This is a genomic window from Streptococcus sp. HMSC073F11, assembly GCF_001810785.1.
Classification (GTDB): Bacteria; Bacillota; Bacilli; order Lactobacillales; family Streptococcaceae; genus Streptococcus.
In genome coordinates this window covers 117,520-129,699 of sequence record NZ_KV802690.1, presented here as the reverse complement: position 1 = coordinate 129,699, position 12,180 = coordinate 117,520, and the positions used below count along the sequence as shown (strand labels likewise).

Annotated in this window: 9 protein-coding genes; 5 read left to right on the top strand and 4 right to left on the bottom strand. The window is 42.5% G+C overall.

Going from position 1 to position 12,180, the window contains the following annotated elements:
- The first annotated feature begins 131 nt into the window (after nt 1-131).
- Nucleotides 132-761, top strand: a complete 630-nt coding sequence (locus HMPREF2764_RS02295; RefSeq protein ID WP_049500962.1) for an MBL fold metallo-hydrolase — start codon at nt 132-134, stop codon at nt 759-761.
- Between the two features lie 121 nt (nt 762-882).
- On the opposite strand, the gene pepO is transcribed toward HMPREF2764_RS02295, so the two are convergent.
- Nucleotides 883-2,775 carry an endopeptidase PepO gene (gene pepO / locus HMPREF2764_RS02290; RefSeq protein WP_070526890.1) on the bottom strand — a complete coding sequence of 631 codons (1,893 nt, stop codon included), beginning with the start codon at nt 2,773-2,775 and terminating at the stop codon, nt 883-885.
- A 179-nt stretch (nt 2,776-2,954) separates the two neighbouring features.
- On the opposite strand from pepO, the gene HMPREF2764_RS02285 reads away from it, so the two are divergent.
- The 4 genes from HMPREF2764_RS02285 (at nt 2,955) to tpx (ending at nt 6,100) form a co-directional block, all read left to right on the top strand.
- The gene (locus HMPREF2764_RS02285) at nt 2,955-3,677 is read left to right on the top strand and encodes a metal ABC transporter ATP-binding protein (RefSeq protein WP_000619164.1); all 723 of its coding nucleotides are present in this window, start codon (nt 2,955-2,957) and stop codon (nt 3,675-3,677) included.
- Nucleotides 3,674-4,522, top strand: coding sequence for a metal ABC transporter permease (locus HMPREF2764_RS02280; RefSeq protein WP_000559792.1), 849 nt, complete (start codon nt 3,674-3,676; stop codon nt 4,520-4,522). The genes HMPREF2764_RS02285 and HMPREF2764_RS02280 overlap by 4 nt, the downstream gene beginning before the upstream one ends.
- A gap of 31 nt (nt 4,523-4,553) precedes the next feature.
- Nucleotides 4,554-5,483, top strand: a complete 930-nt coding sequence (psaA, locus tag HMPREF2764_RS02275; protein ID WP_070526887.1) for a metal ABC transporter substrate-binding lipoprotein/adhesin PsaA — start codon at nt 4,554-4,556, stop codon at nt 5,481-5,483.
- A gap of 125 nt (nt 5,484-5,608) precedes the next feature.
- A complete protein-coding gene (gene tpx / locus HMPREF2764_RS02270) occupies nt 5,609-6,100 on the top strand; it encodes a thiol peroxidase (RefSeq protein ID WP_000256026.1) in 492 nt (163 codons plus the stop codon).
- Between the two features lie 96 nt (nt 6,101-6,196).
- On the opposite strand, the gene HMPREF2764_RS02265 is transcribed toward tpx, so the two are convergent.
- The 3 genes from HMPREF2764_RS02265 to HMPREF2764_RS02255 all read right to left on the bottom strand — a co-directional run bounded on the left by HMPREF2764_RS02265 (nt 6,197) and on the right by HMPREF2764_RS02255 (nt 12,150).
- Nucleotides 6,197-8,905, bottom strand: coding sequence for an ABC transporter permease (locus HMPREF2764_RS02265; protein ID WP_070526883.1), 2,709 nt, complete (start codon nt 8,903-8,905; stop codon nt 6,197-6,199).
- A 1-nt stretch (nt 8,906) separates the two neighbouring features.
- On the bottom strand, nt 8,907-9,608 hold the full coding sequence (locus HMPREF2764_RS02260) for an ABC transporter ATP-binding protein (protein ID WP_070526880.1): 702 nt from the start codon (nt 9,606-9,608) through the stop codon (nt 8,907-8,909).
- A gap of 130 nt (nt 9,609-9,738) precedes the next feature.
- Nucleotides 9,739-12,150, bottom strand: a complete 2,412-nt coding sequence (locus tag HMPREF2764_RS02255; protein ID WP_070526878.1) for a glycoside hydrolase family 95 protein — start codon at nt 12,148-12,150, stop codon at nt 9,739-9,741.
- Nucleotides 12,151-12,180: the final 30 nt, after the last annotated feature.

The following is a 12,180-nucleotide window of genomic DNA, read 5'->3' as shown; positions in this document are numbered from 1 at the left end:
AAAATCAAAGAGCAAACTAGGAAACTAGCCGCAGACTGCTCAAAGCACTGCTTTGAGGTTGCAGATAAAGTTGACGCGGTTTGAAGAGATTTTCGAAGAGTATTAGTACATTCTTTGAGATTGGAGCTAGTATGAAAATCCATAAAACCGTGAATCCTGTTGCCTATGAAAACACCTATTACTTGGAAGGCGAAAAGCACCTTATCGTGGTTGACCCTGGTAGCCATTGGGAAGCCATTCGTCAGACAATAGAGAACATCAACAAACCGATCTGCGCTATTCTCCTTACCCACGCCCATTATGACCATATCATGAGTCTGGACTTGGTTCGCGAGACTTTTGGCAATCCTCCGGTCTATATTGCAGAGAGCGAAGCTAGCTGGCTCTATACTCCTGTCGATAATCTCTCTGGGCTTCCCCGCCACGATGATATGGCAGATGTGGTCGCAAAACCTGCAGAACACACTTTTATCTTTCACGAAGAATACCAACTAGAGGAATTTCGTTTCACTGTCTTGCCAACACCAGGTCACTCTATCGGCGGTGTTTCTATCGTCTTTCCTGATGCTCACCTAGTCTTGACAGGTGATGCTCTTTTCCGTGAAACAATCGGACGGACAGATCTTCCAACTGGTAGTATGGAACAACTACTTCACAGTATCCAGACCCAACTCTTCACCCTACCAAACTATGATGTCTATCCAGGGCATGGTCCAGCTACTACTATTGCTCACGAAAAAACTTTCAATCCTTTTTTCTAATAAGATGATGACAATCGAAATTTAAGTAAACTATCCAGCAAATCTTTCTATTACAAAAGGCATCCAATCAAGGTTTTCACACCTGATTGTATGCCTTTTTCTGATGACTAGATTTTTTGCATTACCATATAATCACGCGCTCTTCTGGCGAACGCCACATACCGTCTCCTTCTTTGACATCATAGGTTGTAAAGAAATCATCGAAGTTTGGTACTTGTACATTGACACGGAGTTTGGCTGGCGCGTGCACATCGACGCTGGCCAAAAGTTTCATAAATTCTGGACGGCCTTTCATGCGCCAGATACGACCGAAGTTGTAGAAGAATTCTTCTGCTGAGAAGTCTGGTTCTCTCTTAGCTGCTTCAAGCGCTGCAGCAATTCCTCCTAAGTCAGCTACGTTTTCTGACACCGTCAATTTACCGTTGATGGTTGCACCATAAGAATCCTGTCCATCAAACTGATCGATAACTTTTTGTGTTTTCTCCTTGAAGGCAGTATAGTCACTCTCTGTCCACCAATCCTTGAGGCTACCATTTTCGTCAAAGGACGCTCCGTTGGTATCAAAGGCGTGAGAAATTTCATGAGCAATAACTGCCCCAATACCACCGTAATTAGCAGAAGATGACTGATTCAAGTCATAGAAAGGCGCCTGTAAGATAGCTGCTGGGAAGACAATCAGGTTCTTCTGTGGATTGTAGTAGGCATTGACCATATGAGCAGGCATACCCCATTCCTTGTAGTCGACAGGCTGATTCCACTTGCTCCAACTGTGCTTGATTTCCACACGCGCAAAGGCTAAAGCATTGTCAAAAAGACTAGCATTTTCATCCACTACCTTGTCCTTGTAGCGTTCTGGCAATTCTTCTGGATAACCAATATAAGGCTTGATAACATTAAGTTTGACGATGGCCTTGTCACGAGTTTCTGGAGTCAGCCAGTCATTCTTGGCCAAGCGTTCCTTATAGACATCAATCATGGTTGCCACTTTTTTCTCCACATCTGCCTTGGCTTCTGGAGAAAATTTTTCATGGGCATACCAGAGACCCAAGGCTTGTTTGAATGGACCTTGTGCTAGCTGGTAGGCAGCTTTAACCTTGTCTTTGGCTTCTGGAACTCCAGATAGCGCACGGCTGTAAGCACCTGACAAGACACGGATTTCTTCTGTTAAATAGCTAGTTGAGAGATTGACAACACTCAAAATCAAGGTTGCCTTGAGGAGAGGCCAAGCTTCTTCACTATAGAATTGCTCTGCGGCTTGCCAGAAACGTTCCTCGTCTACAATAACCTTGTCTGGTACTTGTCCAAGAACGACTTGGAAAAAGTCATCCAAAGGTAGGGCAGGCGCGAATTTCTTGAAATCTTCGTAAGCATATGGATGGTAGAGTTTAGCATATTCTGAACTTTCTTCATTAGAGAGCACCACTGCTGCAATTCGGCGATCCAATTCAAGTCTTTTCTCTAGCAAGTCTTCAATTTCTTCATCAGAGAAATCATAAGCCTTGAGGAGATTTACGCTGCTTTCTTTCCAAAGAGTCAAGAGTTCCTCACGTTGAGGATGGTCTTTAGCATAGTAGGTCGTATCTGGCAGAATCGTGCTTGGAGCGCTAGCCCATAAAACGTTGATTCTGGCATCCATAAAGTCTGGCGATACACCAAAAGGAAGGAAGTTTGGTTTTCCTGCAAGTTCAAACTCTGCTAGTCTAGCAGTGAAATCCGCAAAAGTCTCCAATTCTTGGAATTCTTTAAGGAGTGGTAAGACAGGTGTGATACCGTCAGCTTCTCTCTTGTCAAAATCACGAACTAGGCGGTGGTATTTGACAAAGTTTGCCAAGATAGCATCCTCAGGCACCTCTTCTCCTGCCAACCACTTATCTGTTGTCGCAAGCATCAAGTCTTCAATTTCCTGATCTAAATCAACAAAACCTCCCGTTTGAGACTTATCTGCTGGGATTTCAGCTGTCTTCTGCCATTCTCCATTGATTGCATCATAAAAATCATCTTGATAACGTGTCATCTTGTTCTCGCTTTCATTTTTTAAGTTATTGCTAGCTTAACAAAAATTTCTTGGGAATGCAATTAAAAATGAACTTTCCTTTTCCATCATTTTTCAGTTATTATTTTAATTTTTTCAAAAATTAACTTGACTTAATTTTTTTTTTAATGTATATTAAGAGACAGGAGGAATATAAGTTTATGATACGTATCGAAAACCTCAGTGTCTCCTACAAAGAAACATTGGCACTTAAGGATATTTCACTAGTGCTCCAAGGACCAACAATTACCGGTATCATTGGTCCAAACGGTGCTGGAAAATCAACATTATTAAAAGGGATGCTGGGAATTATCCCACATCAAGGTCAGGCATTTCTCGATGACAAGGAAGTTAAAAAATCCTTACATCGAATTGCCTATGTCGAACAAAAAATCAATATCGACTACAACTTTCCCATCAAGGTCAAGGAATGCGTCTCGCTAGGACTATTTCCCTCTATTCCTCTCTTTCGCAGTTTAAATGCTAAACATTGGAAGAAAGTGCAAGAAGCCCTTGAAATCGTCGGCCTAGCTGACTATGCTGAACGTCAAATCAGTCAACTTTCTGGAGGTCAATTCCAGCGGGTTTTGATTGCCAGATGTTTGGTGCAGGAAGCTGACTATATCCTCTTGGATGAACCCTTTGTTGGGATTGACTCTGTCAGTGAGGAAATCATCATGAATACGCTGAGAGATTTGAAAAAAGCTGGAAAGACGGTTCTCATCGTCCACCACGACCTCAGCAAGGTTCCCCACTACTTCGATCAAGTCTTGCTTGTCAATCGAGAAGTGATTGCCTTTGGTCCAACCAAAGAAACCTTTACCGAAGCCAATCTCAAAGAAGCTTACGGTAATCGACTCTTTTTCAATGGAGGTGACCTATGATTGCAGAATTTATAGATGGATTGCAAAAATTCCATTTCTTACAAAATGCCTTGATAACAGCCATTGTCGTCGGGGTCGTAGCTGGAGCTGTAGGATGTTTCATCATCCTACGCGGGATGTCACTCATGGGAGATGCCATTTCACATGCTGTCTTACCAGGTGTAGCCCTCTCCTTCATTTTGGGCGTTGACTTCTTTATCGGAGCCATTGTCTTTGGATTGCTAGCTGCCATCATCATTACCTACATCAAGGGGAACTCGATTATCAAAAGCGATACCGCCATCGGCATTACCTTTTCTTCTTTCTTAGCCCTCGGTATCATCTTGATTAGTGTCGCTAAAAGTTCAACTGACCTTTTCCATATCCTTTTTGGTAATATCCTAGCCGTCCAAGATACGGATATGTTTATTACTATGGGTGTTGGGGCAGTCATTCTCTTGTTAATCTGGATTTTCTTCAAGCAACTCTTGATAACATCCTTTGATGAACTCTTGGCTAAAGCCATGGGAATGCCTGTCAATTTCTATCACTACCTTCTCATGGTACTCCTGACTCTCGTGTCTGTGACAGCCATGCAAAGTGTCGGAACTATCCTGATTGTAGCCATGCTGATTACCCCAGCTGCAACTGCTTATCTGTATGCTAATAGCCTGAAAAGCATGATTTTCCTTTCCTCAACTTTTGGAGCTACTGCTTCAGTTTTGGGACTCTTTATTGGCTATAGTTTAAACTTAGCAGCTGGTTCTAGCATCGTGCTCACAGCTGCTAGCTTCTTCTTAATCAGTTTCTTTATCTCTCCTAAACAACGATATTTGAAACTGAAAAATAAACATTTGTTAAAATAAGGGGAAAGACCCCAATAAATTGGAGGATCTAATGAAAAAATTAGGTACATTATTCGTTCTCTTTCTTTCCGTTATTGTTCTTGTAGCATGTGCTAGCGGAAAAAAAGATACAGCTTCTGGTCAAAAACTAAAAGTTGTTGCTACAAACTCAATCATCGCTGATATTACTAAAAATATTGCCGGTGACAAGATTGATCTTCACAGTATCGTTCCGATTGGACAAGACCCACACGAATACGAACCACTACCTGAAGATGTCAAGAAAACTTCTGAGGCTGATCTCATTTTCTATAACGGTATCAACCTTGAAACAGGTGGCAATGCCTGGTTTAGCAAATTGGTAGAAAATGCTAAGAAAACTGAAAACAAAGACTACTTTGCAGTCAGTGAAGGCGTTGAAGTCATCTACCTTGAAGGAAAAAATGAAAAAGGTAAAGAAGACCCACACGCTTGGCTGAACCTTGAAAATGGGATTATCTTTGCTAAAAATATCGCCAAACAATTGAGCGCCAAAGACCCTAGCAACAAGGAATTCTATGAAAAAAATCTCAAAGAATATACTGATAAGTTAGACAAACTTGATAAAGAAAGTAAGGATAAATTTAATAATATCCCTGCTGAAAAGAAACTCATTGTAACCAGCGAAGGAGCATTCAAATACTTCTCTAAAGCCTATGGTGTCCCAAGTGCTTACATCTGGGAAATCAATACCGAAGAAGAAGGAACTCCTGAACAAATCAAAACCTTGGTTGAAAAACTTCGCCAAACAAAAGTTCCTTCCCTCTTTGTAGAATCAAGTGTGGATGACCGTCCAATGAAGACTGTTTCACAAGACACAAACATCCCAATCTACGCACAAATCTTTACTGACTCTATCGCAGAACAAGGTAAAGAAGGCGACAGCTACTACAACATGATGAAATACAACCTTGACAAGATTGCTGAAGGATTGGCAAAATAATACTCAATGAAAAACGTCATTCTCTCATGAGCTGGCGTTTTTTTCTATGCCCATATTTCCAGTCAAATCATTGGAAAATTCCGACTGTTTCAGCTAAAATGGAAGAAAAAAGATTGGAGTATCCTATGGTAACTTTTCTCGGAAATCCTGTGAGCTTTACAGGTAAACAACTACAAGTCGGCGACAAGGCACTTGATTTTTCACTCACTACAACAGACCTTTCTAAAAAATCTCTGGCTGATTTTGATGGGAAGAAAAAAGTCTTGAGTGTCGTGCCTTCTATCGATACAGGCATCTGCTCAACTCAAACACGTCGTTTTAATGAAGAACTGGCTGGACTGGATAATACCGTTGTCTTGACTGTTTCAATGGACCTCCCTTTTGCCCAAAAACGTTGGTGCGGTGCTGAAGGTATTGAAAATGCCATCATGCTCTCAGACTATTTCGACCATTCCTTTGGACGTGATTATGCTCTCTTAATCAATGAGTGGCATCTATTGGCACGCGCAGTCTTTGTCCTCGATACTGACAATACTATTCGCTACGTTGAATACGTGGACAATATCAACTCTGAACCAAACTTTGAAGCCGCAATTGCAGCTGCTAAAGCCCTATAGAAAAAATCCTCTGTCACAAAGAGTTCCCTACTCTTTGAAACGGAGGATTTTTTGTTTACGAGTAAATATAAGTTCAATCAGATAAAAGCAACTACCTTACTCTACAGATTTCAAGGCTTCAAGCATATCAACCTTTCTCAGATGATGATTGACGAAGAAACCAAGCAAGGTCAAAATGATGCTTACTGCTGCCACTGGGATTACATAGACTTCCCAGCCTACCTGCGGATAAAAGAGAATAGTCGCAGGCGAAATCATTTGAATCAAAAATTGGTGTAAATAGAAACCAGATACCAAACCAAGTACGATTCCCACAAGTGACAGCACAATGGTCTCACGGTAAATGTAGAGAGTGACTTCTTTATTATGAAAACCGAGCACCTTGATAGTGGAGAGTTCACGGATTCTCTCAGCCACATTGATATTGGTCAAATTGTAGAGGATAACGATAGCCAATAGAACTGACACGATGACCAAGATAGTCATGGTCTGATTGAGTGAGCTAGCGACGGAGTCAAAGAGCCGAATGGCTGAAGCATTTTGGACAACGCTGGACACCGCAGCTTGATTCATAAGTAAGCCGGCCTGTCTTTCGATACTAGGAGCACTGGTATCCCTTAACGAAACCAGATAAGTGTTGGCTTGAGGTAGCTGGCCGTAAATTTGCTCATAGCTAGCCTGACTCATATAAATAAAGTGACCAACGTAGTTCTCAGCAATGGCAGCGACCTTTAGCTTCTTACCTTCAATTTCTAGAGTCTGTCCAACCTTGACACCTGCCAGCTGGGCGAGTTTAGCTGTAATAACGACGCCATCTTTTAATGTCAGCTCTTGCTGATGATGTTGCAGATGGATAAATGGAGTCAAATCCTCCTTCTCTGTCATCATAAGGGTAATAGTTTGAAGACCAGCCTTACCTATGAAATCCTTGTCTAGCGTTTTAGAATAGATTTTCTGGTAGGCTTTGATGTCCTGCCCTTTCAACTCTTCTTCTAGATTTGCCTTATCCTGATTGGTCGAACTAGGATTTTCAGAGACAATCATCTGATACTGTTGGATTTGTTGAAACTGTCTAGACGGAACTCCTGCTACAGAGGATTGGATTCCCAAACCTGCAAAGAGCAGAGCGACTGAACCTACCACACCAAAGATCGTCATCAACATCCGCTGCTTATAACGGAAAATATTGCGGGCTGTTACCTTATGGGTAAAACTGAGACGACGCCAGATAAAACCGATGCGCTCTAGTAAGATTTTAGCTCCTTTAACAGGAGGTTTAGGCAGTAAAAGCTGGGCTGCTTCGTCATGAAGTTCCCTACGAGCTACCAAGTAGGCTGGTAACACACTCGCCAACCAACTCAAGACAAGAGCCAGAAAGCTATAGGTCCAATAGAACTGAATCTGGGTTTCTCCCACTACCATACCTTTTGTAATAACACTTGAAATCACACCGGCTAGTAAATAATGTCCAAGTATACTACCTAGAGCTGTTCCGACAGTCCCAGCTACTAGACCATAAAGGAGAAACTTGGCGATAATATCCTTACTGCGATAGCCCAGGGCCTTAAAAATCCCTGCATGAGTTCGCTCTTCATCCACAAAACGAGTCATGGTTGTAAAGGTCACCATAGCTGCTACGGCATAAAGCACTACAGGAAAGATATTGCCCACTGCCCGAATACTGGCTGAAGCATTACTGTACATGAGGTAGCCTTGACCACCTGGCATGGTCTGACGATTATAGACCTGATACTTAGGCTCGGCCAAATCATCCAAGACTTGCTGATGTTTGTCTAATTTTTCCTTTTCTTGGGCTAAATTTTGTTCAGCTTGCTTTAGTTTATCTTCTTCCTTGTCCAATTCCTGCTTGGCTTGGGTAAGTTGAGCACTGGCCTGCTCTCTCTGAGCTTGAGGGAGCAAGGCTAGTTGACTTTCCTGAGCCTGTAAACGAGCTTGAGCAGTTGCTAAACGACGCTTGCCTTCCTGCAAATTAGCCTGAGCCTTATTAAGGGTCTCTTGCCCTTTGTCTAGAGACTCTTGGCCTTCTTTTTTCAAGAGTTGCAGACGTACCTTGCCATTATCTGATAAAGCTTGTTCAAGCTCTTCCTGATGTTGCTTGGATTTTTCTTCATAAGCTACTGAAAAGGAATTTAAACCTGACAAATCTTGATATTTCAAACGAGCTATATTGTAGACTTTCTGATCAAACTGGCTAGGTAAAACCACCCCGTAGGCTGTCAGAGTGCCACTTCCGCTTCCTGCATAGCCCATATCTCGCTGGGAGAGGATTTCAGCCGAATCCACAAAACCAGTAATTGTAAAAGTATGGTCTTTTAAAGAGGAATGACTGCCTTCTTTTTCTTTAAAACTAATCTCCTGTCCCATGCTATATTGACTCTGCAGATGACTTGCCAAAGCAATTTCCTGGTCTGACTGCGGAAGTCGTCCCTCTCTTAGCTGAAAGGTTGAAATTCGCTCTGGCTTGGAATACAGTCGAATAGCATCCTGCCCATTATCCATAGCCACATCTGTCAAGTAGCCAAACTCGACCTCTGCGCCCTCTATCTGTTCTAGTTCTTTTTGATCTGCTTGATCCAAGCCATAGTTAGACATGACTGCCAAATCCAAGGTTTTAGCAGTTATGAAATATGCATTGGCGGTCGCCTCCATATTGGGACTAGTCACTTTGAGACCTACTAGGGCTAGAGATCCCAACATCATCAAGGTCAAGATGGATAAAAAACGCCCCTTGGAGCCTGTGAAGGACTGAATTAAGTCCTTCCAATAAGTTTTTCGCTTAATCATGCTAGTACTCCAAACTGTCAATATCCTGAGGATGCTGGTTGATCACCACATCCTTGACACCGGCATCGTGCATATGAATCACGCGATCAGCAATAGGAGCTAGCGCGCTATTATGGGTCACGATAATCACTGTTGCTCCTTTTTGACGAGACATATCTTGGAGAATTTTCAAGACTTGCTTGCCCGTCTGATAATCCAAGGCACCTGTTGGTTCATCACAAAGGAGAATTTTAGGATTTTTGGCTACCGCGCGTGCAATGGAGACTCGCTGTTGCTCCCCTCCAGAAAGCTGGGCTGGGAAATTATTAAGACGATGAGTCAGACCTACATCTGTCAAGACCTGCTCAGGATCCAAGGCATCTGTCACGATTTCAGAAGCCAGTTCCACATTTTCCTTAGCTGTCAGATTGGAAACTAGATTGTAAAACTGAAAAACAAAACCGACATCATTTCTACGGTAATTGGTGCGCTGGTGGGAACTATAGTCTGCAATATTGACACCATCTATCCAGATTTGCCCTTCATCATTGGTATCCATTCCCCCAAGAAGGTTAAGAACTGTCGACTTACCAGCACCTGACGCACCTAGAATAATAACCAATTCTCCCTTTTCAATCTCAAAATTCACATCACGATTGGCCACAATTTCCGTGTCCCCAACCTGATAACGTTTGTAACAGTGTTTCATCTCAATATAAGCCATCAGACCCACCCTCTCTCAAACAAATTACTTCCTACTACCATTATAACGCTTTTTCAACTAGTTGGAAACTGCTTACAGTCTCAACTCCTTCATAAAAGGCAGTCTCAAAACACTGCCTTCTATCCTCTTCTTAAAAATAAAATTGAACCAGATCGCCTTCTGCTGTTGCTACTGAAATCCAATCTTTCCCCATGCATTTCGCTTTTGCTTTTTCTTGATTCACTTCAACCACACTATTTTCAATACCTGGATAAGAGACTCGCAAATCTCCTCCACTCCTTGATAAAATGGTCATCTGTAAGAGTTTTTTATCCTCCCACTGCATACTAACTTCAAAATGTCCACGTGCCATTAAACCTGAAACAGAACCTGTTGACCAGGCATCAGGTAGGGCAGCTAAAGGCACCAGATAAGCTGTATGAGACTGAAGCAACATTTCCGCCATACCACTAGTAGCACCAAAATTCCCATCTATCTGAAATGGTGGATGGCTACACCAAAGATTGGGTACGGTGGATGTCTTTAACTGCTCTGCTAATAATTTATAGGCTCGATTTCCATCTCCCAAACGGGCCCAGAGATTAATCTTATTAGCCTTGGACCAGCCTGTGCCCCCATCTCCACGATCATTGAGGCTAGCACGCGCCGCATCAAGATACTCTTGCCCCTTATGACTAAAGAGAGTTCCAGGATAGAGTCCCACCAGATGAGAAGCATGCCGATGTTGGGCCTCCACTTTCTCATTTTGAAAATGCTGTTCTTCCTCCTCATACCACTCCCTGATTCGACCAGATTGAGTGATTTGCAGAGGATTTAGTAAATCAAATTTTTCTTTGACTTCAGTCAACAAGTCCGCATCCAACTCCAATGCTTGAGCAGCCTGAATAAAATCATGGAATAACTGCCAAATTAAAGATTGGTCATAGGTATTGCCAATCGAAATCGGACCATGTTCTGGCGAATAAGACGGAGAAGATACCCAACGTTGCGCCTGCTTATCCTCATGTAAAAAGGCATTCCAAAAATGAACCGTTTCCCTCAACATGGGATAAATTTTCTCCCTGAGATAGTCTTGGTCCCTGTAAAATGAGTAGGCCTCATAAACCGTTTGCATCATCCACGCATTGGCTGCTGGAGACCAACCCCAATAGTAATCCCAACCAGGTGCCGTCCAGCCAAAGGGAGTCGCTTGCGTATGGACTAACCAACCATTCTCTTCCTCTTTCTGAGAAACGATTCCTGCATACCTTGCAGCTGCTAGGCGACCATAGACACGCAAATCATCGACATAGTTGATGACCGGAAAGGCCGTCTCTAAGAGGTTAGTCACATAGGCTGGCCAATAATTCATCTGCAAGTTGATATTCAGGTGATAGTCCGAATTCCAAGGAGGATTGTCGACCGCATTCCAGACTCCTTGCAGGTTAGCTGGTAGAGCATCTGGACAATTTCTAGACGAACTAATCAATAAATACCGTCCATACTGGAAGAACAGTTCCTCCAAATCCCGTCCCTCTTGTGGCTTATAATTTTTTAACAAATCATCTGTAGTGGATGCGTCAACTTCAGCCCCCAAATCCAATTGAACACGCTGAAATAAAGCTTGGTAGTCCCGAATATGCCTTGATTTCAATTGGTCATAGCCCTTTTCTTTAGCTGTCTCCACCAAATCCTTTACTTGTCGCTCCAAATCTAGTTTATTGCGATAATTGTTAGCAGGATTTTGGGCAAAATCTGTCTTAGCTGCCAAGAAGAGATTGGCATAACTGGCTCCTGATATCTGAACCTTATCCGACCAGACTCTAATGTCTCCATCCGTTTGCCAAGCGAGACAGCCAGCAAACTGCAGGTCATTATCCTTAACCCGTCCCTTCATCAAGATATGAGAATCAGTAATATCCAGCTGGAACTCCTTGTAATCAGATTTTTTCTGCTCATACTTTCCATCAGAAGCCAAATCATTTGTCAAGGTCAGTTCTATAGTAAAATCTAGAGTTTCCGCCCCTTCCTTAGTAAAATGCTGAACCAAGAGATCATCTGGAAAACTGGCAAAGGCTTCACGTTTAAATCTCGTTCCCTTATAGGCATAAGAAGTCGTCGCAAGTGCCTTACTGATATTCAGCTGTCTCTGGTAATCCGTCACCTGAGACAAAGTCTTACCTTGCCGGCTGAACTCAATGAAAATATCTCCAAAGGACAGATAGGTCCCATATTGACTCGTTTTTGGCCCGACCAGATGCTGTTCAGCCAATTCCTTAGCTGTATTGTAATCCCTCTTTTCTAAAGCCTGCCGAATATCAGCTACAAAACCATACTGTTCCTGAAGATTTCCACCCTGATAATCTGAGCTATCAGGAAGTGGACCTCCAGACCAGAGACTTTTTTCATTAAATTGAATCCGCTCAGCCCCTATAAGCCCAAATACTTTAGCACCCAAAGAACCATTGCCTATCGGTAAGGCCTCTTCTTCCCAACCCTTGTAAGTGGTTGAAGATGGTTGCTTGTAGGTTAGCACATAATCTTGTTTTTTATTCCTTATCATACTACCATACTAACATAAAAAGCCTAGAAA

What these genes read in the sequence shown, in the direction of transcription:
- HMPREF2764_RS02295 (WP_049500962.1), top strand. Translation starts at nt 132, where the DNA reads ATGAAAATCCATAAAACCGTGAATCCTGTTGCCTATGAAAACACCTAT.
- HMPREF2764_RS02285 (WP_000619164.1), top strand. Translation starts at nt 2,955, where the DNA reads ATGATACGTATCGAAAACCTCAGTGTCTCCTACAAAGAAACATTGGCA.
- HMPREF2764_RS02280 (WP_000559792.1), top strand. Translation starts at nt 3,674, where the DNA reads ATGATTGCAGAATTTATAGATGGATTGCAAAAATTCCATTTCTTACAA.
- HMPREF2764_RS02255 (WP_070526878.1), bottom strand. Translation starts at nt 12,150, where the DNA reads ATGATAAGGAATAAAAAACAAGATTATGTGCTAACCTACAAGCAACCA.
- pepO (WP_070526890.1), bottom strand. Translation starts at nt 2,775, where the DNA reads ATGACACGTTATCAAGATGATTTTTATGATGCAATCAATGGAGAATGG.
- HMPREF2764_RS02265 (WP_070526883.1), bottom strand. Translation starts at nt 8,905, where the DNA reads ATGATTAAGCGAAAAACTTATTGGAAGGACTTAATTCAGTCCTTCACA.
- psaA (WP_070526887.1), top strand. Translation starts at nt 4,554, where the DNA reads ATGAAAAAATTAGGTACATTATTCGTTCTCTTTCTTTCCGTTATTGTT.
- HMPREF2764_RS02260 (WP_070526880.1), bottom strand. Translation starts at nt 9,608, where the DNA reads ATGGCTTATATTGAGATGAAACACTGTTACAAACGTTATCAGGTTGGG.
- tpx (WP_000256026.1), top strand. Translation starts at nt 5,609, where the DNA reads ATGGTAACTTTTCTCGGAAATCCTGTGAGCTTTACAGGTAAACAACTA.